20 protein-coding genes are annotated in these 23,949 nt (G+C 61.3%); all 20 read right to left on the bottom strand.

What is annotated here, in order from left to right; all coding sequences use genetic code 11:
- Positions 1-59 precede the first annotated feature (59 nt).
- On the bottom strand, positions 60-1,409 hold the full coding sequence (gene rimO, locus ABHT90_RS00630; RefSeq protein ID WP_346981261.1) for a 30S ribosomal protein S12 methylthiotransferase RimO: 1,350 nt from the start codon (positions 1,407-1,409) through the stop codon (positions 60-62).
- A gap of 27 nt (positions 1,410-1,436) precedes the next feature.
- Positions 1,437-1,934, bottom strand: coding sequence for a YajQ family cyclic di-GMP-binding protein (locus ABHT90_RS00625; protein ID WP_022094699.1), 498 nt, complete (start codon positions 1,932-1,934; stop codon positions 1,437-1,439).
- 26 nt (positions 1,935-1,960) lie between these two features.
- The gene (locus tag ABHT90_RS00620; protein WP_217108128.1) at positions 1,961-3,472 is read right to left on the bottom strand and encodes a helix-turn-helix domain-containing protein; all 1,512 of its coding nucleotides are present in this window, start codon (positions 3,470-3,472) and stop codon (positions 1,961-1,963) included.
- Positions 3,472-6,246 carry an FtsK/SpoIIIE family DNA translocase gene (locus tag ABHT90_RS00615; protein WP_346981260.1) on the bottom strand — a complete coding sequence of 925 codons (2,775 nt, stop codon included), beginning with the start codon at positions 6,244-6,246 and terminating at the stop codon, positions 3,472-3,474. Before ABHT90_RS00615 ends, ABHT90_RS00620 begins: the two co-directional genes overlap by 1 nt.
- Position 6,247: 1 nt before the next feature.
- Positions 6,248-7,918: a ribonuclease J gene (locus tag ABHT90_RS00610; RefSeq protein WP_346981259.1), complete on the bottom strand. Its 1,671-nt coding sequence runs from the start codon at positions 7,916-7,918 to the stop codon at positions 6,248-6,250.
- Positions 7,919-8,169: 251 nt separating this feature from the next.
- Entirely contained in the window at positions 8,170-10,416 is a 2,247-nt protein-coding gene (locus ABHT90_RS00605; protein WP_055309899.1) for a polyribonucleotide nucleotidyltransferase, read from the bottom strand.
- A gap of 148 nt (positions 10,417-10,564) precedes the next feature.
- Positions 10,565-10,843 (bottom strand): 30S ribosomal protein S15, encoded by a 279-nt coding sequence (gene rpsO, locus ABHT90_RS00600; protein WP_035138510.1) that lies wholly within the window; start codon positions 10,841-10,843, stop codon positions 10,565-10,567.
- A gap of 138 nt (positions 10,844-10,981) precedes the next feature.
- Positions 10,982-11,731, bottom strand: coding sequence for a DNA repair protein RecO (recO, locus tag ABHT90_RS00595; RefSeq protein WP_346981258.1), 750 nt, complete (start codon positions 11,729-11,731; stop codon positions 10,982-10,984).
- 15 nt (positions 11,732-11,746) lie between these two features.
- Positions 11,747-12,814 carry a GTPase Era gene (gene era, locus ABHT90_RS00590; protein ID WP_346981257.1) on the bottom strand — a complete coding sequence of 356 codons (1,068 nt, stop codon included), beginning with the start codon at positions 12,812-12,814 and terminating at the stop codon, positions 11,747-11,749.
- Between the two features lie 12 nt (positions 12,815-12,826).
- The gene (locus tag ABHT90_RS00585; RefSeq protein ID WP_346981256.1) at positions 12,827-13,204 is read right to left on the bottom strand and encodes a diacylglycerol kinase family protein; all 378 of its coding nucleotides are present in this window, start codon (positions 13,202-13,204) and stop codon (positions 12,827-12,829) included.
- A 9-nt stretch (positions 13,205-13,213) separates the two neighbouring features.
- Positions 13,214-13,723, bottom strand: a complete 510-nt coding sequence (gene ybeY / locus ABHT90_RS00580) for an rRNA maturation RNase YbeY (protein ID WP_238023186.1) — start codon at positions 13,721-13,723, stop codon at positions 13,214-13,216.
- On the bottom strand, positions 13,720-14,706 hold the full coding sequence (locus ABHT90_RS00575) for a PhoH family protein (RefSeq protein WP_346981255.1): 987 nt from the start codon (positions 14,704-14,706) through the stop codon (positions 13,720-13,722). The genes ybeY and ABHT90_RS00575 overlap by 4 nt, the downstream gene beginning before the upstream one ends.
- The gene (locus ABHT90_RS00570) at positions 14,687-15,979 is read right to left on the bottom strand and encodes a MiaB/RimO family radical SAM methylthiotransferase (RefSeq protein ID WP_346981254.1); all 1,293 of its coding nucleotides are present in this window, start codon (positions 15,977-15,979) and stop codon (positions 14,687-14,689) included. Before ABHT90_RS00570 ends, ABHT90_RS00575 begins: the two co-directional genes overlap by 20 nt.
- Before the next feature lie 9 nt (positions 15,980-15,988).
- Complete coding sequence (gene dnaJ / locus ABHT90_RS00565) at positions 15,989-17,137, bottom strand: molecular chaperone DnaJ (RefSeq protein ID WP_346981253.1); 1,149 nt, start codon at positions 17,135-17,137, stop codon at positions 15,989-15,991.
- A gap of 81 nt (positions 17,138-17,218) precedes the next feature.
- Positions 17,219-18,322, bottom strand: coding sequence for a DnaJ domain-containing protein (locus ABHT90_RS00560; protein WP_346981252.1), 1,104 nt, complete (start codon positions 18,320-18,322; stop codon positions 17,219-17,221).
- 58 nt (positions 18,323-18,380) lie between these two features.
- Positions 18,381-19,613, bottom strand: a complete 1,233-nt coding sequence (gene hemW / locus ABHT90_RS00555) for a radical SAM family heme chaperone HemW (protein ID WP_346981251.1) — start codon at positions 19,611-19,613, stop codon at positions 18,381-18,383.
- Positions 19,614-19,615: 2 nt separating this feature from the next.
- Positions 19,616-20,659 (bottom strand): tRNA dihydrouridine synthase DusB, encoded by a 1,044-nt coding sequence (dusB, locus tag ABHT90_RS00550; RefSeq protein WP_346981250.1) that lies wholly within the window; start codon positions 20,657-20,659, stop codon positions 19,616-19,618.
- Between the two features lie 4 nt (positions 20,660-20,663).
- The gene (gene lepA / locus ABHT90_RS00545; RefSeq protein WP_055250059.1) at positions 20,664-22,475 is read right to left on the bottom strand and encodes a translation elongation factor 4; all 1,812 of its coding nucleotides are present in this window, start codon (positions 22,473-22,475) and stop codon (positions 20,664-20,666) included.
- 96 nt (positions 22,476-22,571) lie between these two features.
- The gene (rpsT, locus tag ABHT90_RS00540; RefSeq protein ID WP_022094714.1) at positions 22,572-22,838 is read right to left on the bottom strand and encodes a 30S ribosomal protein S20; all 267 of its coding nucleotides are present in this window, start codon (positions 22,836-22,838) and stop codon (positions 22,572-22,574) included.
- 133 nt (positions 22,839-22,971) lie between these two features.
- Entirely contained in the window at positions 22,972-23,934 is a 963-nt protein-coding gene (gene holA, locus ABHT90_RS00535) for a DNA polymerase III subunit delta (RefSeq protein ID WP_271736547.1), read from the bottom strand.
- Between the last annotated feature and the right edge of the window lie 15 nt (positions 23,935-23,949).

Raw genomic sequence — 23,949 nt, 5'->3', positions numbered from 1 at the left:
TTGGCGGGCGTCCAGACACTCGTCAGTTCCTTATTGCTCTCGTTAGCCACGACGCTCTCCTACTCCACAACATGACCGATAAGCTCATAGCAGAAGCTATCGGTAAACTCGACAGTCAGAATATCGCCCACGGACGCCTCGCTGGCGTCCAGATGCACCGCTCCATCGGAATCGGGCGCCTGGAACCAGGCATGGCCGATCAGCTCGGCGCCGTCCTCGGTCTCTTCGATACCGTCGACGATCACCTGGGCGCGCTCGCCCACATGGGCGGCGGTGGCGGCAAAGCCGAGCGACTCGGCCAGGTCCATGGCCTCCTGGGCGCGCTCGAGCTTAACCTCCTCATCGACCTGACCCTCCATCTTAGCGGCCAGGCTGCCCTCCTCCTGCGAGTATGCAAAGACGCTCGTGTAGTCAAAGCCGACGGTGTCCATAAAGTCGATAAGATCACGAAACTCGTCGTCGGTCTCGGTCGGGAAGCCGACCATGGCCGTGGAGCGAATCACGATACCGGGGATGCGCTCGCGAAGGTCGCGGAACAGATCCTCGAGCTCCTGGCGCGAACCGGAGCGACGCATGGCCTTGAGGATGCGCGCGTCGCAGTGCTGCACGGGGATATCGATATAGGGCAGCACCTCGGGCGTATCGCGTATCGTCTCGATGAGTTCGTCAGTCATGCCCTCGGGCTGCAGGTAGAGCACGCGGACCCAGACGTTGTGCGGACGCACGGCCTCGGCGACGGCACGCAGCAGCTGTGCCAGATTGCGCGGCGAGCCATCGGCGAAGTCCTCGTCGGCAAAGTCGGTACCCCAGATGCCCGTGTCCTGGCCGATCAGCACGATCTCGCGCACACCGCCGGCAACCAGGTCGCGCACCTCGGAGATGATGCTCTCGGCATTGCGCGAATGATAGCGACCGCGAATATAGGGGATCATGCAGAAGCTGCAGAAACGGTTGCAGCCATCGGAAATCTTGACGTAAGCGACAGCACCCTCGACGGTACGTTTGACCTGCGGGATATAGGCTGCAATCTCACGCTCGACACCCAGCACGCCATCGATGACCGCCACGATGCCGTCTTCCTCGTCGGCCTTCACAAAGGCAGCGACCTCGGGCAGCTCGTCAGGCAGGTCATCGCCATAGCGCGACGGCACGCAGCCGCACATGACGATGGGGCAAGAACGAACGCCGTCCTGAACCTCGTTGGCGAGCTCGAGCGTGGTCTCGATGCTCTCGGACGTTGCGGAGGCGAGGAACGAGCAAGTATTGACGATGGCGATATCGGCATCCTGCGGGTCGAATGCCTCCTCGTAGCCCGCGGCGGTCAAAAGAGAACGCATGCGGTCGGTGTCAACCTCGTTCTTAGCGCACCCGAGGGTGATGTAGAGCACGGAGCCCAACGGTGTATCCATGTTGGAGAGCGGTCCTTTCGATTGATATTAGCGGTAGTTGGTGAACTGCAGCGGCTGGCCGTAGTCTTGGTCGCGCAGGAACTGGATCACGGTCTGCAACGCGTCCTTCGAAGCAGAGGAAACACGCAGCTTGTCGGCCTCGATGGTCACCTTGACCTTGAGCTTTTGGTCCTTGATGTCCTTGTTGATCTTCTTGGCGGTCGCCTGGTCGATACCCTCGACGATATGGCCGAGCACGCGCACGGTGCCGCCCGATGCCGCCTGCGGAGCATCCCACGAGACAGCCTTGAGGTCGATGCCGCGCTTGATGAGCTTGGAGCTCAGCACGTCAATAATCTGCTTGGAGACAAAGTCGGCCGGGGCGTTAATCGTAAAGAGCTTGTCGCCCTTCGAAAGCTCGATCGTAGCGCCGGAATCCTTAAGGTCATAGCGCTGGGAAATCTCGCGCGTGGTCTGCTGAAAGGCGTTGTCGACCTCTTGCATGTTGACCTCGGACACGACGTCGAAGCTGGAATCTTTAGCCATGATGTTTCCTTTCGCGTACGAGCGGCTTAGTAGCTATCGTACGAATAGTCGGTAGAATCGGTGGGCGTCTGACCGTCAGTTGCGGTATCGGCGCCATCCGCGGACTGGGCATCGGTAACGTCGGTGGTATCGGCACCATCGGTGGTGTCGGTACCATCAGAACTTTCACCATTCTCGGAATCAGTCGTCTCCTTCTTGGGAACGGTGATCGTCACACGCGCCACGCCCGAGGTCTTGGTGTCGTAACGGACCTTTTCACCGTTCTTGGTAACGGTGACATCGGAAGGCTTGGACGTGGTGATCTCGATCGAGGACTCGGGCGTGTACTCCTGCTCAAAGGGGCCAGTCGCTTGGGCGCCATAGACCGACTTGCCGTCGACCTTGACCTCAATCCACGCGGTCTTTCCCTTGGCAACGGAGACTTTGACCTTCGTGACCTCGTTCTCTTCCTTCTTGGCCGTCGTCTTGGTAGCGTCCGAGTCAGTCGACTCATCCGTCGCCTCATCGGTGTCTTCGTCCTCGTCGACCGTTTCGGTCTTCTTAGAAGACTTCTTGGTCGTCGTCTTGGTAGCAGTGGGCGTCTCGGGCGTGGTCTCGGGCGCCGAAGATGCGCAGCCGCGCAGAAGCACCACGATGAGCACAATCAACAGCAGCGCAACGGCACCGATGCCGGCGTAGACGATACGCGGATCGAGCCCGTTGTTTTGAGGAGTACGTGATCCGCCGCGTCCACGACTGGAACTGCTGCGGCCGCCTCCCTGAGGCATACGACCACGATTGCTATCGGAACGGCCACGATAGCCACCCTGGCCCTGAAGGCTGCGCTGACCCGAGCGGGGCGCAAGTTCACCGCGGCCTTGATAGCCACGCTGTCCCGCACGCGGAGCCGAAGAGCGCTGGCCATACGGCTGCGATTGAGAGCGAAGACGCGGCGTCACCTGTGTGGTATCGGCATCCGCATAGCCACCGCGAGAGCGTCCGGTGGAGACACCACGGTAACCGCGATCGGAATAGCCGCCGTCGCCGTAGCCGGCACGAGGGTCACGCGCCACGCCGCGAGCAGCGGGGAGTGCGCGGTCCTCGGGCATCGGCGTACTGCGGAACCGGTCACGCTGCGAGCGAATCTCCTCGCCCGAACCCGTCTCGGTAATATAACCGGCCTGCTGAGGACGCTGTCCATAGCGGGTCGAACGACCGCCCTGAACCATCAGGAAGCGCCCGTTATCGACCGAGGAACGCGAATTAACGTAGCCGGCGGCGTCCTGAAAACGACCGCCCTGCTGCGACGTCTCGCGTTCGTATGCCATCAGATCGTCAAAGTAGGCATTGACGACCTCGCGCGGATTGAGGCCCAAAAAGCGAGCATAACTCGAAATCATGCCCTGCGCATAGCCGCGCGGCGGCATCGAAGCAAAGTTACCGGTCTCGAAAAACTCGATGATCTGCGGCCTGATTTTGATGGTGTTGGCGACTTGCTGAATGGAAAGGCCCATTCGGCGACGCTGCTCAAGCAGCATGTCACCAAAGCGTGCAGCCATCAGAATCCTCCAAACTCACGATCTTCACGTGCCATCTCGGCATCGACAGACTCCAGCGCGGCAAGCCCCTCCTCGTCCAACAGGACCTCGCGCGGCTTAGAACCGTCGGGCGGGCCGACGACACCCTTTTCTTCCAGCATATCCATAATACGCCCGGCACGCGCATAGCCAACCTTCAGACGACGCTGCAGGCCAGATGTGGAGCCAAGCTGCGATTCCACCACAATATGGGCGGCTTCCCAAATGAGCGGATCATCGTCTTGCGGCTCGGCGACTCCGGTACGGACAATGCCGCCGCCACCCGCCATGGACATGGAAGCGGGCGCCACGGCAGACAGGATCTCCTCGTGGTAGTCGGGCTCGCTCTGCGACTTGACGAACTCGACGATCTCGTTGATTTCATCATCCGAGACAAAGCAGCCCTGGATACGGCGGGGCTTGCCCCAGTCGACCTTAGAGAACAGCATGTCGCCCAAACCGGTGAGCTTTTCGGCACCCATCTGGTCGATGATGACGCGCGAGTCGATGCCCGTGGCGACGTTAAAGGCGATGCGGTTGGTGATGTTGGCCTTGATGAGGCCCGTCACAACGTTGGAGCTCGGACGCTGCGTAGCCACGATGAGGTGAATACCGGCAGCACGGCCCAGCTGAGCAATACGCACGATCGAGGCCTCGACATCCTTACCGGCGACCATCATCAGGTCCGAGAGCTCGTCGATGATGATGACCAGGTAGGGCATCTTTTGCGGCGGGTTATCGTAATGCTCAAACTCGCCGGCGGCCTGCTTTTCGTTGTAGGTCGAGATCTTACGCACGTTGAGACGCTCGAAGACCTTCAGGCGACGCTCCATCTCGGACACGGCCCATTGCAGAGCGCTCGCGGCCTGCTTGGGCTCGGTCACTACAGGCACGTAAAGATGCGGCAGACCGTTATAGCCCGCAAGCTCGACGCGCTTGGGGTCGACCATGATCAGGCGAACGTCCTCGGGAAGGGCGCGCATGAGCAAGGTCGTGATGATGGAGTTGATCATGACCGACTTACCGGAACCCGTGGTACCGGCGATCAGCAGGTGGGGCATCTTGGCAAGGTCGGCGACGACCGGCGTACCCTCGGCATCTCGACCGATGGCGAGCTCGAGCGGACCGCCCTTCACATAGGGAAGCACGTCGCCCAGGTTGACGTTCTGGCGCTTGCGATTGGGGATCTCGATACCCACAAGCGAGGTGCCGGGGATCGGGGCAAAGATACGCACGGACTGGGCAGCAAGCGATAGCGCGATATCGTCCTCGAGGCTCGAAATCTTGCTCACGCGCTCGCCCTCGCCAGGTTGCAGCTTAAAGGTCGTCACCGTGGGGCCGGCGATCCAGCCGACCACGCGGGCACTACGACCAAACTCCAGCAAGGTGGACTGAAGCGACTCGGCAGTCTGTTCCAGCTCCTTGTCAGAAGACGCAGAGGAAGCCGACTGCGGGTTAGCATGCAGAATCTCAAGTGGCGGAAGTTTGAGGCCGTCCTCTTCTTCGCCCTCGTTATCTGCGGCGCCGCCGTCCGCTCCCCCATCGCTAGCCGCAGCCGATTCGACAGCACTCAAGGCAGGCGCATCGGCAACCTTGGGATGCTTCAAGAAGTCGGGGATCTGAGGTGCTGCCGAGACAGGATTCACGGCAAACGGCGGCTCGGACTCGTCGATCTTATCGGGGTCGTCTTCCATCGAAAGCTGACCGGTTACCTGGTCGCGCTTTGCATGGCGACGCGGCAGCAAAGTTGTCTTTGCGGTCTCAATCAGACCCTCGTCGTCCTCGTCATCGCCCTCGGTGAGCTCAATCTCGCTATCGGACCAAGACGGATCGGGCTCACTTGTATTCAACTTGGGTGTGGCCTTGCTCTTCTTGGCATGACGGCGCGGCAGCAGCGTCGTCTTAGCGCGCTCAGCCTCCACGGCATCGGACACGTCGACAAACGGATCCTCGTCGTCATCGTCCAAAACCGGGTCCACATCATTGCCCATGACCGTGGTCACGGCCGCATCGGAGCCCTTTTGACGAAAAATGCTCAGGTGCGGACGGGCGATACCAGGCACCGACAGGGCCTCATCGTCACCCCACGGACTCGCGTTGACGTCGGCACGACGGCGCTCGGCAAAATCTGCCGCACGGTCGCGGGCAGAGCGCAAAACGCCGCCCACCGAAAAGCCAATGATGACCAAGCCCACGACGACAAGGCCCAGCAGGACTACCATCGCGATAGGCTTACCCAGGGCATTTTGCAGCGCACTCGCAATAAACGCACCGATGTAGCCACCCGAGGCGGACAGATTTTGCGGCGTGAACATAAGGTCGCACGAGTCGCTCGTACCCGGCACCATCAACGAAAGAATGGAGACGACGGCAATAAAGACCACGGCGCCGCCCGCAACAGAGCGCGCGTTGAGCGGCGAGTCCTCGCCTAAAAAGAGCGTGGCGGCAAACAGCAAAATGACGATCGGCAGCACGTAGGCGCCCAGACCAAAGCCCAAGTGGTAGAAACCGGCAACCGCAGCCGTAACGGGCGCAGTCGCCGGCGAAATCACGGCAATAAAGGACGCAATCGCCAAAACGGCAATGACCACGCCGGCGATATCGCGGTTGGCCGAGGGCTCGACCAAGGGCTCGAAATCATCGAACTCGGACTCGTGGCCCTTATTGGCACGCAGATGGGAACCGGCACCCTTAGCAGATGCCGGTTGGTTGTTGGCCTTATTGCCTTTGGCGTTTTGTGCAGATCCGCGCGCCAAACTAAACCTCCATGACGACCGGGATGATCATCGGACGAGTGCGCGTACGGCTCCAGATAAAGTTGGAGAGCGAGTCGCGCACGGCCTTGCGAATGGCATCGGAACCGCTGCTCGTAAAGCTGAACTTGCCCTTCTCGATCGTCTTCATAATGGACGCGGAGGCATCCTCGGAGAACTGGTCGTCGATGGCAAACGAGACGCCGCGGCCCGAGAACTCGATGGCCTCGATCTTCTTGTGCTTGAGCGAGACGATGGCAACAGCGGTAACCATACCGTCGTTGGCGAGCTTCTGGCGATCGCGCAAGACGATGGGGTCGGTATCGCCGATACGCAGGCCGTCGACGTAGACGACGCCGGACTCGACGGGCGTACCGCGCTTGACGATACCGCCGCGCATCTCGAGCGTGTCGCCGTTATCGAGGATAAAGATATGATCGTCCTTGAGACCCATCTTGCGGGCCAGCTGGGCATGGGCGCGCAGGTGCACGGCCTCGCCGTGAACCGGCATAAAGTACGTGGGCTTGGCCATGGCCATCAGGAGCTTGAGCTCCTCCTGGCTGCCGTGACCGGAGACGTGAACGAGAGCGCGGTTCTTATCCCACACGTCGCAGCCGAGCTTGGCCAGGCTGTTGACGACCTGCTGGACGGCCTTCTCGTTGCCGGGAACAGGAGTTGCCGAGAGGATAACGGTATCGCCCTCGTGGATGGAGAGCGTCTTGTGCTCGCCATTGGCCATGCGGGACAGGGCCGACAGCGGCTCGCCCTGCGAACCGGTGCACATGACGACAATCTTGTCGTCGGGCAGGTTATCAATGTCAAAGGCATCGATGATATCGGCATCATCGATGTTGAGATAACCGAGCTCGCGCGCCACGCGGGTGTTCGTGAGCATGGAACGACCGGTCACAACGACCTTACGGCCGCACTTGCGGGCGGCATCGCAGATCTGCTGCAAACGATGGATGTGGCTCGAGAACGACGCGACGAACACGCGACCCGGGGCGTTCTTGATGGCGTGCAGCAAGTTGGGACCAACCTCGGCCTCGGACTTGGTAAAGCCGGGAACCGTGGCATTGGTGGAGTCGGAAAGCAGCAGATCGATGCCCTGCTTGGCAAAGCGGCTGATAGAGGCATAGTCGGGCGTGACGCCGTCGATGGGCGTCTGGTCGAGCTTAAAGTCGCCGGTGTGCATAACGGTGCCCTGATTGGTGCGGATGAACACGCCCAGAGCGCCGGGGATGGAGTGCGTCATCGAGAAGAAGTCGAGCGAGATGCCACCGAGATTGACATGGCTTCCGCCCTTGACCTCGCGGAACTTGGGCGCGCGGATGCGGAACTCAGAGAGCTTGCCCTCGATAAAGCCAAGCGTCAGCTTGCTCGAGAAGATGGGCACCTTGTTGTTGAGGTCCTGCAGCAGATACGGAAGCGAACCGGTGTGGTCCTCGTGGCCGTGGGTGACGACGATACCGCGGAGCTTCTCCTCGTTTTCAAGAACGTAGGTGTAGTCAGGAAGCACCAGGTCGATACCGGGCTGGGAGTCGTCGGGGAACATGAGGCCAGCGTCGACGAGCACCATGTCGTCGCCGCACTCGAAGACCGTCATGTTCTTGCCGATGCCGTCAAGGCCGCCGAGCGGGATGATCTTCAAGGGAGATGATTTTTTAGCTGCCATAGGTTAGTGTTGTTTCCTTTCTTCGAAACGGGTCTGGAACAACCGACGGGGCGCTTCTGGCAAACCGACCGCCGGGAACGTACAAACATGCATCACAGATTCGACGCAGTAACCACAGTATGATACCCATTTGCACAACAACAGACCACCCATGCATCAAAGCCCCATCTGAACTGGTCCATCCCGCCGGGAATAGCAAAAGGGCGACCCCTGTCCGGAGTCGCCCTTGTTGAGCTGCTTATGTGTAGCTGTTACTCGGCGTCGTGGTGACGGCGGGGCTTGCGGCCTCCGTTGTCGCCGGGACGGCGCGGACGGTCGCTGCGCTCGGAGCGCTCGCGACGCGGACGCTCACGACGCTGGAAGTGCTCGCCGTCGCCCTCGGAGGCACCCTCAGCACGTGCCGGGGCCTCGGGCTTATCCAGACGATCGAGCGAGATCTTACCGCGATCGTCGACCTCGATGACGACGACCTTGACCTCGTCGCCCACGTTGAGGACGTCCTCGACCTTCTCCACGCGGCCCTTGGCGACGCGGGAGATGTGCAGCAAGCCGTCCTTACCGGGCAGCAGGTTCACGAAGGCGCCGAAGGGCTGGATGGAGACCACTCGACCGGTGTACTCCTCGCCCGGCTCGGGAACCTTGATGATGAGCTTGATGCGCTCGACGGCCTGGTCGACAGACTCGCCGGTGCCGCCGACAAAGACGGTACCGTCCTCCTGGATGTCGACCGAAGCGCCGGTCTCGTCCTGGATGCCGCGGATGACCTTGCCGCCGGAACCGATGACGTCGCGGATCTTGTCGGTCGGAACCTGGATGGAAACGATGCGCGGAGCGGTGCTACGCGTGGTGTGGCGCGGCTCGGGGATCACATCGAGCATCTTCTGCAGGATGAAGGCGCGACCCTCCTTGGCCTGCTGCAGGGCGCGGGCCAGGATGTCGAAGGTGAGGCCGGTGGCCTTGTTGTCCATCTGCAGGGCGGTAATGCCCTCGGTGGTGCCAGTGACCTTAAAGTCCATGTCGCCCAGGAAGTCCTCGAGACCCTGGATGTCGGACAGGACCACGGTCTTGCCCTCCTCCTGGATCAGACCCATGGCGATACCGGAGACCGGGCGCTTAATGGGCACGCCGCCGTCCATAAGGGCGAGCGTGGAGCCGCAGGTCGAAGCCATCGAAGAGGAGCCGTTGGACTCCATGACCTCGGAGACGACGCGGATGGCGTAGGGGAACTCGTTCTCGTCGGGAAGCACCGGAAGCAGAGCGCGCTCTGCCAGGTTGCCGTGGCCGATCTCGCGGCGCTTGGGGCTGCCCATGCGGCCGGTCTCGCCGGTGCAGAACGGCGGGAAGTTGTAGTGGTGCATGTAGCGCTTGCCCTCGGTGGGCTCGATGGTATCCAAACGCTGGCCCTCGTTGAGCATGCCGAGCGACAGGACAGAGAGCACCTGGGTCTGGCCACGCTGGAACAGGCCGGAGCCGTGAACGAGCGGCAGGTAGTTGTCCTTCACCATGATGGGGCGAATCTCATCGGCGGCACGGCCGTCGACGCGCTCACCGGTCTCGACGACCATGGTGCGCATGGCCTTCTTCTCGAGCTTCTTGAGCGCCACGGGGATCTCGCGCTCCCAAGCGGCCTGCTCCTCCTCGGTGAACTCGGCACGGATGGACTCCTTCAGAGCCTCGACCTTGCCGATACGGGAGAGCTTGTCGGCGTCGCGAAGGGCGGCTGCCATCTCGTCGTAGTGGGCGAAGATGCGCTCCTGGACCTCCTCGACGGGCTGGTCGAGCGGGTACTCCTTCTTGACGATGGGGCCGTTGACCTGCTCCCACTCGGCGACGAACTCGTCCTGAGCCTGGCAGAAGGCAGCAAGGGCCTCCTGGCCAAACTTCATGGCGGCGAGCATGTCGTCCTCGGAGATCTCCTCGGCGCCGGCCTCGACCATCGAGATGAAGTCGGCAGAGCCGCCCAGCTCCAGGTCCAGGTCGGAGTTCTCGCGCTCCTCATAGGTGGGGTTGACGATAAACTCGCCGGTCTCCACGTTGCGGCCGATGCGCACGCAGGCAAGCGGGCCCTCGAAGGGCACGCCGCCAAGCGTCATGGCCAGAGAGGCACCCATGACGTTGATGACGTCGAAGGGGTTGACCTGGTCGGCGACGAGCGAGGTGGCGACGATGTGCACCTCGTTGCGGAAGCCGTCCGGGAAGCTCGGGCGAATCGGACGGTCGATCATGCGCGCGGTAAGCGTGGCCTTCTCGCTGGGACGGCCCTCACGCTTGAGGTAACCACCCGGGATGCGGCCGGCGGCGTACATCTTCTCGTTGAAGTCGACGGTCAGCGGGAAGAAGTCGTAGTTCTTGCGCTCCTTGGAGACGACCACGGTGTCGAGCATCGTGGTGTCGCCCTGCTTGACCAGGCACGCGCCGGTAGCCTGCTTGGCAAGCTCGCCCGACTCAAAGGTGTAGGTCTTGCCGTACAGCTCAAAGGTCTTGGATACGAGTGTCATTGTTCTCCTTTACCCCACAGGCCCCTTGCCTGCGGGCTTCTCATGTGACGCGGGCCCCCTGCCCCGCCACGCTTCAGAGCGTGATTGTTCACGCCCTTACACAAAAAGAGCGCCCCGCTGCGCAGGACGCTCTTAGCATGTACAAATCCTACTGGATGTTGTCGCGGATGCCCAGAGCCTTGATGAGCTCACGGTACTCGACGATGTCGTTCTTCTTGATGTAGGAGAGAAGACGACGACGACGGCCGACGAGCATGAGCAGACCGCGACGGGTGTGGAAGTCCTTCTGGTGGGACTTCATGTGCTCGGTCAGCTCCTTGATGCGCTCGGACAGGATGGCGACCTGAACCTTGGGGTTACCGGTGTCGACCGGGGTGTTACCGAACTGGGCAGTCAGCTCCGCCTTGCGCTCTTTGGAAACAGTCATTGTTTCACCTTTCGTTTTACGTCGCCCGCGGGCGACTCGATTCGCCTCGGACTGGGAAGCCGCCGGTGGAGCGAGCAACCAAGGTCGAGGTACCAACAGGTCGGTATGTTACCACAAGCAGCCCGCGCCCGCGCATCATCACCGACCCAACATGAATTCCATCGCACGGAGGCGCTGGTCGGTGTGCGTCGCCGCCCACACATGCGAAAGCCCGAGCAAGAACGCCGCCGTATGCGGGTCAATTTTCTCGGCCATGAGCGCATCGAAGGTCATGGACATGAGGGCGCGCAGCCACGCGACCTCACCGGCCGACACCAGCTCGGCACCCGGAACGCTCGACGCGCACGACCCGCACATGAGACCGCCCGCCTGGGGCGAAAAATACGACAGCATGGGGTCTCCGCACAGCACGCAGGCCGAAAAATCGGGACGATAGCCAACGTGCGATAGCAGCTTAAAGACATATGCCGCCACAAGTAGATCCATGTGCGCTGTGTCGAGCCCGCTGCCCACCAGGGCAAGCGCCCGCTGCGTGATGGCAAAGGTAAACGGGTCCTCGGCGTCCTCGAACGAGCACACGCGCGCGACCTCGGCGATCGCGCTTGCGGCGCAGGTCGTCTCGTAATCGGGCGCAGCTCCGAGCGGCGCCTCCATAAGCTCGGCCTGGGAAACCACATCGAGCGACCGTCCATGCGCGAGCAGTATATCGACAGTACAGAACAGCTCGCAGCGCGCCGCCAGGCGCCCACCGGGTTTGCGGGCGCCCTTTGCCACGGCACGCACCTGCCGACCCCGCTCGTCAAGCATCGTCAGGATCAGGTCCGTCTCTTTGAGCTTGGTTTTGTCGAGAACGAGCACCTTCGTGCGATATGTCCGGGAGCCTGCCATGCGCGCCGTGCGTCCTTAGTCCTCGGCGTTATACCCAAAGCGGCGAATCTGGGCCTCGTCGTCACGCCAGCCGGCCTTGACCTTCACGTCCAGCTCCAAAAAGACCTGCGTGCCAAAGATGCGCTCAAGATCGCGACGGGCGTCAATACCGATATGCTTGATCATCTCGCCGCCCTTGCCGATGATGATACCCTTTTGGCCCTCGCGCTCAACGTAAATGGTGGCGTGGACGCGCAGCACCTTCTTGGTCTGCTCGAGCGCATCGCAGATCACGCCAACGGAGTGCGGAATCTCATCACGGGTGCGACGCAAGACCTTCTCGCGCACAAACTCGGCAACGAGTGTCTCGTCGGAAGCGTCAGTACCCATGTCCTCGGGGAACCAACGCGGACCCTCGGGCAAAAAGTGCGCAACGGTCTCGATGAAGGCATCGACGTTGAAGTTCTTGACCGACGACGTCACGATCTCGTCGTCATATTCCATGAGCTCATGGGCGGCCTTAAGCTGTTCCATGACCTGTGCGGGGTCGGCCTCATCGGCCTTGGTGAGCACCAGGACCTTCTTGCAACGAGCGCATCTAACACGCTCGGCAACCCAGGCGTCTCCCCTGCCGATAGGTTTGGTGGCATCAATCAAAAACGCGACAACATCGACATCGTTCAGCTCGAACAACGCGCTCTTGTTGAGCTCGGATCCCAAGCCGTCCTTGGGCTTATGAATACCCGGGGTATCGACAAAGACCAGCTGGTAGCCGGGGCGGTTGACGACGGCGCGCATGCGGCGGCGGGTCGTCTGGGCCACCGGCGAGGTGATGGCGACCTTTTTGCCATAGCAGGCATTAAGCAGCGTAGACTTGCCAGCGTTGGGACGACCGACCAGGGCCACAAAGCCGCTGCGGAAACCGGGCTCAACGTCACCAAAGCCCGCGAGGTTGTCGTCCTCGTCGCACAGGGCGTCGAGTTCCTCGTCGCTCATACCCTCAAACGGGTCGAACTCCTCGACATCCTCGAGCTCCTCGGTATCCACCGCGTCCAGGGACTCGTCGTCCAAAATCTCATCGGCAGGCTGCATATTGTCGGACATGGGAATCCCTTTCTAAATAAAGCCGAGCGCGTGGGCAAATACCAGCAAGCCCACAATCGCGGCGGTGATGGAAAGAACGTATACGGAGGCGGCGGCGATGTCCTTCGCACGCTTGGCCAGCGGATGGAGCTCCTGGGTCGCCAGGTCGACGATGGCCTCCATAGCGGTGTTGCACAGCTCGCCGTGAATCACCAAGCCACAACAGATGATAATCGTGGCCCACTCGGCAATGTCGAGGCCCACGATACAGCCGGCAATGACGGTGCACACGCCCGCAACGAGCATGACCTTAATGTTGCGCTCGGTCTTGACGGCGGTGACGAAGCCCTCCATGGCGTAGGAAAACGACTTAAAGAAGGACGGATGGTCCTTGTTCGATCCGGGAATCATAGACGGCTCCTAGTCGTGGGCGTGGTTGGTGATGGGGCCGACGTGGACTAGCTTAGGGTCCTCGCCGCGCTCGAGCGACAGATCGCGCAGGATGGCGTCCTCGCGGGCCTCCATGACCTCGGCCTCGTCGTCCTCGATGTGGTCATAGCCCAGCAGGTGCAGCATTCCGTGTACGAGCATCAGACGGCACTCGTCAGCGGGGCTATTGCCAAAACCGGGGGCCTGACGGGCAATAACCTGCGGGGCCAAGATAATATCGCCGAGCTCGAGCGTCTCATCGGCGGGAATGTCATCGTCAAAGGCCGAATCGCACTCAAACGAGAGCACATCGGTGGTGCGGTCGATACCGCGCCACTCGTGGTTGAGCTCGTGCATCTCGTCCTCGTCGACATACGAAAGGGAAATCTCGACTTCACGCTCAACGCCCTCGGCGGCAAGCACAACCTCGCAGATGTGCTCCACCTCCTGCGCGTCGAGCAGCGTATCGAGCTCGGCATCGTTGCTGATCAATACACTCAACGGGACTCCTTTCGGTCACGTACGCGCTTCTCGCGCACATCATCATACGTATCGTATGCCTCGACGATACGTCCCACCAAGGCATGGCGCACCACGTCGGCACGCTCGAGGTGCGAAAATGCGACATCATCGACACGGCCCAAAATCTTCTCGACATCCGCCAAGCCACCACGACGACCCACCAGGTCACGCTGGCTCAGGTCGCCGGTAATCACGAACTTGGAGTTGAAGCCCAGGCGCGTCAGGAACATCTTCATCTGCTCGGGCGTGGTATTTTGCGCCTCGTCGAGCACCACGAAGGCATCACTCAGCGTGCGGCCGCGCATGTAGGCAAGCGGGGCGATCTCGATCACGCCGCGCTCCATAAGCTCATCGGTGCGCTCGCGATCCATCATGTCAAAAAGGGCGTCGTAAAGCGGACGCATGTAGGGATCGATCTTTTCCTCGAGGGTGCCGGGCAAAAAGCCCAGATTCTCCCCCGCCTCGACAACCGGACGCGTCAAGATCAGACGGCCCACCTCGTGACGCTTGAGCGCGGCAACGGCGAGCGCCATGGCCAGATAGGTCTTACCGGTACCGGCAGGACCCAAGCCAAACGTGATGGTATGCGAGCAGATGGCATCCACATAGCGCTTTTGCCCGAGCGTCTTGGGGCGAATGACGCGGCCGCGATACGAAAGCAGCACGTCATCGCGAAGCGACGTAGCCTCGTGCTCACCGTCGCGCAAGACGGCCAGGCAGCGAGAGACATCGTCGGCAGACAGCGTGCGCCCGGCGGCCGCCTCGCGAAAAGCGTGCTCGAAAAAGCGCGCCACGAGTTCGACCTCGTCCGGGTCGCCGCTCACGGAGATGCTATCGCCACGGGCGACCACATGAGCGCGAACCAAGCTCTCGAGCGCACGAAGGACGCCGTCGCCGGCGCCCAAAACGCGCGAGGGATCAATCTCCTCGGGAACGGTAAGTCTAATCTTCGAGGCTTCCATGAACCTCCCTGCGTGCATGGACCAAGCCGGAATCATCGACTCCGATGATAGCAACATCGAGCAGGCACGGGGCTGTAAGTCCACAGGTATCGTCAAGACGGGCATGATGGAACGAGCCGAGCGTCAGGTTGTCGCCATACTCGAGCACGGCACGCTCGACCGTGCCCACGCGACGGCGAGCGTCGGCAATAGCGAGCTCCTGTGCAGCGGCCCGCATACGGCGGCTGCGCTCGACCATAACCTCGGGCGGAACCTGGTCGGGCATGTCGGCAGCAAGGGTACCGGGACGCTTGCTGTAGCGGAACACGTGCATACGCGAGAAACCCACACGACGGCACAGCGCCAGCGACTCCTCGAACTCCTCGTCCGTCTCACCAGGGAAGCCGACAATAACGTCGCAAGAAAGTGACGCCTGCGGCAGATTGGCGCGAATCATACGCACCGTGTCCTCAAAGGCCTCCGCACTATAGGGACGGCCCATGCGATGCAGGGTCGCCGTGCAGCCGGACTGCACGGGCAGGTGCAAAAACGGGGCGATACGCTGCGGATAGCGCGCCATAACCTTAAGCAGGCGCTCAGAGATATCCATGGGCTCGACCGAGGAAATGCGCACATGCGGAATAGACGTGCGCTCCATGATGGCCTCGAGCAGCTCATCGATTTCGACGTGCTCGTCGGTCGCGCTCTTGCCATCGTAGGCACCCAGGTTCACACCGGTCAGCACCACCTCGGGCACGCCGGCCTCCTGGGCCTCGCGAACTTGCTCGAGCACGGACTCGACGGGCACGGAGCGCTCGGGGCCGCGTGCCTTCCACACAATGCAATAGGTGCAGCGATGGTTGCAGCCGTCCTGAATCTTCACGCCCAGGCGAGAGCGACCGAGCGCATCGACCACCTCGCCATCGCTGCAGGCGGGAACGCTATCGGATTCGACACCCAGCACCTCGCAGACGCGCTCGGCGACGTCAATCTTGGACGGCTCGGCGATCACGTGATCGGAGAGCTCCAGCAACTCCTCGGGATGCAGGTTGACGACGCAGCCGGTTACGACCACGTAAGGGTCGTTAGGATGGGCCAGCGCATGACGGACGGCCTTACGGGTCTTGGCCTCGGCCTCGCCCGTAACGGCACAGGTGTTAATGACGATCAGATCGGCATCCTGGGGATCCACAATAGCAAAGCCCAGGCGCATAAGATCGGCAGTGATACGGTCAGACTCAACCCGGTTGACGCGGCAGCCGAGGTTGACGACGGAAATATGGGGTGCGAGCACGCGGGCTCCTTAATCGAGGATATCGTCGAGGGCACTCTTGATACGGTCGGTCACCGACTTCTTACCGGAAGCGACGTCATCGCCCATCTCATCGGCAAAAGCACGGAGCAGCTCGTGTTGCTTATTGGAAAGATTGGTGGGAACGACCACGCGCAGTTGCACGATCAGGCGACCACGCGAACCGCCACCGCCAATGCGCGGCATGCCGTAATTATTGACGCTCACGGTGTCGCCGTACTGTGTACCAGCAGGGACCGTCACCTTGACGACCTCATCGGGCATAATGCCCTCGACCTCGATCTCGCAGCCGAGCGCTGCCTGCGCAATCGAAATATCGCTCACGAGGTACAGGTCGTCACCGTTGCGCTTAAAACGCTCGTGGTCGGCGACGCGCACGTTGACGATCAGGTCGCCCGAGGGCTCGCCGCGAAGGCCAGCCTCGCCAAAGCCGCTCACGCGCAGCTGGCGACCGGTCGAAACGCCGGCGGGGATATCGATGTCGATCTTTTCATGCGAAGGCGTGCGGCCCTGACCGTCGCAGGTCTCGCAGGGTTGATCGATGACCGTGCCCTCGCCGTGGCAGTCGGGACAAGGCGAAGAGGACTGAACCTGGCCCAGGAACGAACGCTGGACCGTCGTGACATAGCCCGTGCCGTGGCAGCGGCTGCACTGCTTTTCCTGCGCGCCCTCGGCCCTACCGGTGCCATTGCAATCCTCACAGGGAGCAAGGCGGTCATAGCTGATCGTCTTTTTGCACCCGAGTGCCGCCTCCTCGAGCGTCACCGAAAGGGAGATGGCCATGTCGCGGCCGCGACGACGCTCACGGCGATTTCGGGCGCCACCGCCGGCACCGCCGCCAAAGAACGACGAGAAGAGGTCGTCCATGCCCATGCCGCCAAAGATATCGTTAATGTCGACGTAGCCCGAACCACCAGGGCCGTCGGCAGTGCCGTAACGGTCGTAATTAGCACGCTTCTGCTCATCGGAAAGAACGGAATATGCCTCGTTGAGCTCTTTGAACTTGGCCTCGGCCTCGGGGTCGTCCGAAACGTCCGGGTGTACGGTGCGGGCCTTCTTTAGAAACGCGCGCTTAATCGTCCGCGCGTCGGCATCCTTGTCGACGCCAAGCACCTCGTAGTAATCCCTATTTTCCGACACGACCGAATCCTTCCGACTTTCATTATTGTCACAGTGCGTCCTATACCCAAGCTGGGCCGACCGCAAACAAAGGGTTTGATGTTATTGCATTTGGTACGGCGAAAGCATGGCCCGTTGCGAGCAGCTTGCGAACCAAACCGACACGAGCGCGAACATGAAGCCATTGGCAAAACCGTTGGCAAACTGCATCGCACCGCGCTTCCACCACAGCAGGCTGCGATGAAGCACACCGTCCGAAAGCACCATGAACAGGCCCATGGTAAACGGAATAAAGCACATCACGGCAAAGGCCGAGAACACACCCGAGATGGCCGAGAGTACCAAAAACGGCGCTACGATGCCCATCAGGTAAAAACCGGTACGAGCTTTGCCTTCCAAGCGCTCGGCCTCAACATGGGCGCGGCCGACCAGGTCGCCGCCCGCGGCACCGTTAGTGCCAGCATGACCCATGCCGCCAATGCGGACCTCGTCGCCATCGTGCGTGCCGGCAGGAAACTCAATCGTCTGCTCGGAGGTTACGCGAGTACGACCGCTGCCGCCGCAATCAGGGCAGGGATCGGCCACGACTTTACCGGAACCGCCGCACTCGGGGCAGACCGACTGGAACGCACCCGCACCAAACAGGAAGGACAGGTCGACGTCGATGTGGCCGCGGCCACCGCAGCTCGGGCAGGTATGGGCATGCTCAGACGAAACGGAGCCCGAGCCGCCGCAATGTCCGCACGTATCGAAACGCGTATAGCGGACGGTCTTGCGGGCACCGCCCTTGGCCTCCTTGGCGTCGAGTTTGATATCGACGACCACGTTGGCACCGTTCTCGGGATTATAGGCAGCCTGCCCACGACGCTGCTGGCCCCAGGCACCGCCAAAAGGAAAGCCGCCCTCAAAAGGATTGCCATAACCCGTGCTGCCGGCGTAGCCGCCACCATAGGGCGAAGCCGTAGGAGCACCGGCAAAGGGATTGCCCGAACGCATGGCGTCGTAGCGCGAACGCTTCTGCTCGTCCGAAAGCACGGCGTAGGCCTCGGAAACCTCTTTAAACTTTTCCTCGGCATCCGGCTCTTTGTTGACGTCCGGATGGAGCTTGCGGGCCTTTTGCTGGAAGGCCTTTTGAATATCACGCGAGGTGGCGTCCTTGGAGACACCCAGAATCTCGTAGTAATCTTTTTCGTTCATCGTCGCCATGCGCGGCAACCTCCTGCTCACAGCAGCGTATATATTCCGGTAATTCTACCCGAGCGACCTAAGCTAGATCCCAAAACAGCTCGAACAGAACATTTCCATCGAGCCAGCCCAGGTGGGTCGGCGCCAGACGAGCTCGAACATGACCCGCGACGACATCTGCCGAAGTGAAGGGTCCCCCATGGACCCCGAACGTCTCGGGCACCCAAGTGGCAAGACCCAATTCGAGTGCGCGATCGCAGGCAGCTGCCAGCTCATCGGCCGGGATGACACGAGCCGCGCGAACCAACAGGTCGGACGCGACACCGCGCGTCATGCGACAGGCGAGCATCAGGTCTTCGGCCGCAGCCTCGCGCTGCGACAGATGTTCGGCCTCGAACGCCGTCGCGTCATCGTCGCGTTGCACCAGACGCACGCGGTGCGCATCGCCTCGAGAAGACACGCCGGGGAACAAACCTGCAAGACGGTCGAAATCCTCGGCGTCGAGCATGCCCGCGGCAGAACGACCCAGGCCCAGGTAGCCCCGTCCGGTCCAGTAGGCAATGTTATGGGCGCACTCATGGCCGTCGAGCGCATAGCTCGCCACCTCATAGGGGTGATAACCGGCCGCACCCAGGAGCTCGCGTGCCATATCCATGCAGGCGGCCTGAAAATCCTCGTCGGGCTCGAGCGACTCGTCGCGACACGCCATGAGGTAGAGCGGCGTGGCCTCCTCGAGCGTGAGCGGGTACACCGACACATGATGCGGCGCCGCCACCAGCACGCCATCGAGCGTGCGCTTCCAACTCGCTGCGGTCTGCCCGGGAAGTCCGCACATAAGGTCGCACGACACGTCAAGCCCAGCGGTCTTGACTGTCGCGATGGCGGCGAGCGCCCGATCGGCATCGTGAATACGGCCGATAGCGGTAAGTTCGGTGTTATCGAGCGTTTGCACGCCCAGAGAGACGCGTGTGACACCAACCTTGGCAAGTGCAGCGGCAAGCTCGGCGGTCAGCGACTCGGGATTGGCCTCGCAGGTAAACTCAACGGGGGCGCACCACGCACGAATACGCCGCGCCAGCTCCACCAGGCGCTCCCCCGCCAGCGACGGCGTACCGCCGCCAACATAGACGGTGCGGATCTGGTCAAGGGCACCAGCCTTGCCAAAAGCATCGAGACGCGCGAACAACTGCTCAAAATAGGCATCGAGCGCAGCGCTCAGATCACACGGAGCAAAACTGCGCGAGTCAAAGTCGCAGTACCGGCACTTTTGGGCGCAAAACGGCACGTGCACGTACAGCGCGGTAACGGCCACCCTTAAGCCTCCAGCGGATGAGGGGGCACCGATTCGCCGGCGGCAAGTGCGGCCTCGCAGGCCACCACATCGCGCTCGATCTCATCGACCAGCACCATAAACTCCTCGTATGTGGAACAGCGCACCACATGGGCACGCCAAGCGGCGGCATGGGGAATGCCTTTTAAGTACCAGCTTGCGTACGTGCGGGCACGCGACATGAGCGGCAGAAGCTCGTGCGTCAGCGTTAGGTGTTCACGCAGGGCGTCCAGGCGCTCGACGGAGCTGCGCGCCGGCACCGGTATGCCATCGAGCGCAAGGGCGCGAGCATCACCGAACACCCAGGGATTACCATAGATGCCGCGCGCGATAAACACCGCGCTGGCACCAGAACTGCGCAGATGCTCCGCGGCATCCTCGGCGCAGAACACATCGCCCGAACCAATCACGGGAATCTCGACGGCATCTGCGACCTCATCGACGACAGACCAATCGGCCTGCCCCGTATAGAGCTGCGTGGCACAACGACCGTGCACGGCAACTGCGGCAGCCCCTGCGCCCTCAAGCATCTGGGCAAACGTCGCGGCATTACGGTCCTCGGCATAAAAGCCCTTGCGGATCTTAACGGTCACGGGCACGTGCGCCGCGCCCACCGTGGCCTCGACGATCTTCTCCGCCAGGTCGGGCGTGCGCATGAGCGCCGAACCCTCGCCCTTGGTAACGACCTTGCGGGCGGGGCATGCCATATTGATGTCGATGAGCGACAGGCGATCGCCAACGCGCTCCTCGACGGCGGCGACGGCGCTCGCAAACTGATCGGGCTTGGAGCCAAAGAGCTGCACGCAAATCTGCTGTTCCTCGTCGGCCGGCAGCACCAGGCGCCACGTCTTATTGCTGGCATAGGCAAGGCCGGCCACGCTCACCATCTCGCTGTAGGCAAGGTTGGCACCGCGGCGGCGGCACATAATGCGGTAGGCGGGGTCGGTCACGCCCGCCATGGGAGCCATAAGGAACGGCTGCTCGGCATAGGCGCCCAGCAGCCGCTTGCTGTATTCAGAAAGCGCCATAGACCTACTCGTCCACCTTGAGGATCGCCATAAAGGCCTCCTGCGGGACCTCGACCGATCCGATGGCCTTCATGCGCTTCTTGCCCTCTTTCTGCTTCTCGAGCAGCTTGCGCTTACGCGAGATATCGCCGCCGTAGCACTTAGCAAGCACGTCCTTGCGACGCGCCTTGACGGTGGAGCGGGCAATGATCTTATTGCCGATAGCACCCTGGATGGGAACCTCGAACAGCTGACGCGGGATGATCTCCTTAAGCTTGTCGCATAGGCCGCGGGCAAGACCGTAGGCCTTGTCCTTGTGGACGATAAACGACAGCGCGTCCACCTCGTCGCCCGAAAGCAAAATATCGAGCTTAACGAGCTCGGAGGGACGGTACTCGTTGAACTCGTAGTCGAGCGAGGCATAGCCCTTGGTACGGCTCTTGAGCTGATCAAAGAAGTCCAAGATGAGCTCGGCGAGCGGCATGTCAAAGCGCATCTCGACCGATTTGCTCGTGAGATGGATCATGTCGGTTGTAATGCCACGGTGCTCGATAGCGAGCTGCATGACGGCACCCGTATACTCGGGCGGGCAGATGATCTTAGCCTTGAGGTAGGGTTCCTCGATACGCTCGATGCGCGTGGCCTCGGGAAGATCCTGCGGGCTACGGACATCAATCATCTCGCCGTCAGTCTTGTAGACGTGATAGTCCACCGAGGGGCTCGTGGCAATGAGGTCCAAGTTGAACTCGCGCTCCAGGCGTTCCTTGACGACCTCCATGTGCAGCAGGCCCAGGAAGCCCACGCGGAAGCCAAAGCCGAGCGCCACCGAGGTCTCGGGCTCCCACACCAACGACGGGTCGTTGACGTGCAACTTATCGAGCGCGTCACGCAGGTTCTCGTAGTCCTTGTTATCGATCGGGAACAGACCCGTATAGACCATGGGTTTAGCCTCGCGGTAGCCGGGAAGCGGCTCGGGGCAGGGATTCGACGCCCACGTGAGGGTATCGCCCACGCGCACGGCCTCGGGGTCCTTCAGGCCCGTGACCACGTAGCCGACCTCGCCAACCGTCAGCGCGTCAACCGGGGTCTCGGCAGGACGCTTGACACCCACGCCATCGACCAAAAAGTCGCCCTTTGCCTGCATCATGCGCAAGGTATCGCCTTTTTTGATGGAGCCGTCAAAGACGCGCACCGTGGCGACGACGCCACGATACTCGTCGAAGTACGAATCCAGAATGAGTGCCTTGAGCGGCGCGTTCGCATCGCCCTTGGGCGGAGAGATCAAAAAGACAATGGACTCTAGCAGATCGTGGATGCCCTCGCCGGTCTTGCCCGAGACACACACGGCATCATCGGCAGGGATCGCCAGGTCATCCTCGATCTCGGTCTTAACCTCGTCGGGATGAGCCGAGGGCAGGTCGATCTTGTTGATGGCCGGCACAATGTCCAGATTGGCGTTCATGGCAAGCGTCGCGTTGGAGACGGTCTGTGCCTCGACGCCCTGTGTGGCGTCGACAACGAGCACCGCGCCCTCACAGGCTGCCAGCGAGCGCGAGACCTCATAGGTAAAGTCCACGTGGCCCGGCGTATCGATCAGATTGAACTGATACGTCTCGCCATCGTCGGCGTCATAGGACACGCGAACGGCATTGGACTTGATCGTGATGCCGCGCTCGCGCTCGATATCCATGGTGTCGAGCAGCTGCGACTCCATGTCGCGCTCGTCGACGGTATGGGTGAGCTCGAGAATGCGGTCACTGATCGTGGACTTGCCATGGTCGATGTGCGCAACAATCGAGAAGTTGCGGATGTGGGAAATGTCAATTGAAGTATTCATGCGGACTATCTTACCCGAGCGGTACAAAAAATGGAGCCTGTTCCATAAAACAGGCTCCATTTATGCGCGTAATCTGTGTGGTGTGAAATTTACAACTTAAGCGTTGATGCTGTTCACGAGCTTGGCAAGACCGGACTTGCGGTTGGAAGCCTGGTTCTTGTGGATAACATGCTTGGCGGCAGCCATGTCGAGACGCTTGGTGACGGTCTTGAGGGCAGCCTGGGCCTTCTCGGCGTCGCCCTCGGCGACGGCGGACTGGACGTGCTTGGTCAGCGTCTTGAGCTCGGACTTGACAGCCTTGTTACGCATGCGAGCTGCCTCATTGGTGCGGATACGCTTCTTCTGAGACTTGATGTTTGCCACTTCTGGAGTTCCTTTCGAGTTCCTTGCAAAAAATGTATGACACCTCTGAGACACGGTGAGGTCATGCAAGCGCCTACTATAGCACGCTCCCCCTCAAAGGGATAGAACGAATTTGTCAAATAGGCAGGTATCATCACGATTTTCTCAAGATGTTCGTAATCCAGAGCAAAAGCGCGGCCTCAGAATCGGCCGAACCCTTGAGCGCGAGCTCTACATCGACCGCCCCCTCGAGCGCCGCGACGAGCTCTGCCATCGAAAAGCGACGTGCCCAGGTCAAGTGATTCTTGACCTGCCAGGACTGGAGCTTGAGCGTTGCGGCCAGCTCACGACCCTGTCCGCGCGCATCGAGCGCCTTGGCGACGATAAGCTCGCGGATGCGGCCGCACAGCAACGTGTAAGTCCACACGTAGCTCTTGGCGGGCAATAGATTGAAAAGCTCGAGCGAGCGTCGCATGTCACGTGCCGAGACCGCATTGAGAAAGTCCCAGGGTTGAACCTCGGCCGTACGTACAATCCAGCGCTCAACGTCGGTAAGCTCAATCTGGGGCGCCTCGACCATCTGGGCAAGCTTAGCCAAGTCGTTATCGAGCATGCGAGTGTTCTCGCCCGAACGCGAGACGAGCTCCTCGGCGGCCGCCGTCGAGATCGACTTGCCGCGCTGCGTCGCCATCTGCTGCACGCGACGCGGTAGCTCCCAGCGTTTGGTGCCGGAGCAATCGATCACGGCCTTCTTATCGATCTTGGCGATCGCCTTATACAGGCGTGTGTTCTTGGCAAGCGAGTCGGCAATGATGAGGCAGACCGTTGTGGGGCTGGGACTCGCCAAATACTCGACAAGCGGCTCCGAGACCGCCTTGGCGAGCTTTGAACAGCCGTCAAGGATTACCAGGCGAAACTCGCTGCCCATCGGAAAGGTGTTAAGCGATCCGATAATCGACTCGATATCGGGGTCTTTGGTCATATCGCGCTCGTCGAGGTTGAACTCGACCATGCCCGTCTTTTCCAGACGCGCTTTCATACGCGAGACGGCGTGATCGCGCTTGACGCCGTCGGTACCGACGATCAGATATGCCGGCAGCAGACCGGTTTCGGACATTGCGCTCCCCTCCCG

Source organism: Collinsella aerofaciens (assembly GCF_039758815.1).
Classification (GTDB): Bacteria; Actinomycetota; Coriobacteriia; order Coriobacteriales; family Coriobacteriaceae; genus Collinsella; species Collinsella aerofaciens_BP.
This window is presented reverse-complemented; position numbering and strand designations above follow the sequence as displayed.

What these genes read in the sequence shown, in the direction of transcription:
- rimO (WP_346981261.1), bottom strand. Translation starts at nt 1,409, where the DNA reads ATGGATACACCGTTGGGCTCCGTGCTCTACATCACCCTCGGGTGCGCT.
- ABHT90_RS00625 (WP_022094699.1), bottom strand. Translation starts at nt 1,934, where the DNA reads ATGGCTAAAGATTCCAGCTTCGACGTCGTGTCCGAGGTCAACATGCAA.
- ABHT90_RS00620 (WP_217108128.1), bottom strand. Translation starts at nt 3,472, where the DNA reads ATGGCTGCACGCTTTGGTGACATGCTGCTTGAGCAGCGTCGCCGAATG.
- ABHT90_RS00610 (WP_346981259.1), bottom strand. Translation starts at nt 7,918, where the DNA reads ATGGCAGCTAAAAAATCATCTCCCTTGAAGATCATCCCGCTCGGCGGC.
- ABHT90_RS00605 (WP_055309899.1), bottom strand. Translation starts at nt 10,416, where the DNA reads ATGACACTCGTATCCAAGACCTTTGAGCTGTACGGCAAGACCTACACC.
- rpsO (WP_035138510.1), bottom strand. Translation starts at nt 10,843, where the DNA reads ATGACTGTTTCCAAAGAGCGCAAGGCGGAGCTGACTGCCCAGTTCGGT.
- recO (WP_346981258.1), bottom strand. Translation starts at nt 11,731, where the DNA reads ATGGCAGGCTCCCGGACATATCGCACGAAGGTGCTCGTTCTCGACAAA.
- era (WP_346981257.1), bottom strand. Translation starts at nt 12,814, where the DNA reads ATGTCCGACAATATGCAGCCTGCCGATGAGATTTTGGACGACGAGTCC.
- ABHT90_RS00585 (WP_346981256.1), bottom strand. Translation starts at nt 13,204, where the DNA reads ATGATTCCCGGATCGAACAAGGACCATCCGTCCTTCTTTAAGTCGTTT.
- ABHT90_RS00575 (WP_346981255.1), bottom strand. Translation starts at nt 14,706, where the DNA reads ATGGAAGCCTCGAAGATTAGACTTACCGTTCCCGAGGAGATTGATCCC.
- ABHT90_RS00560 (WP_346981252.1), bottom strand. Translation starts at nt 18,322, where the DNA reads ATGGCGACGATGAACGAAAAAGATTACTACGAGATTCTGGGTGTCTCC.
- dusB (WP_346981250.1), bottom strand. Translation starts at nt 20,659, where the DNA reads ATGGCGCTTTCTGAATACAGCAAGCGGCTGCTGGGCGCCTATGCCGAG.
- lepA (WP_055250059.1), bottom strand. Translation starts at nt 22,475, where the DNA reads ATGAATACTTCAATTGACATTTCCCACATCCGCAACTTCTCGATTGTT.
- holA (WP_271736547.1), bottom strand. Translation starts at nt 23,934, where the DNA reads ATGTCCGAAACCGGTCTGCTGCCGGCATATCTGATCGTCGGTACCGAC.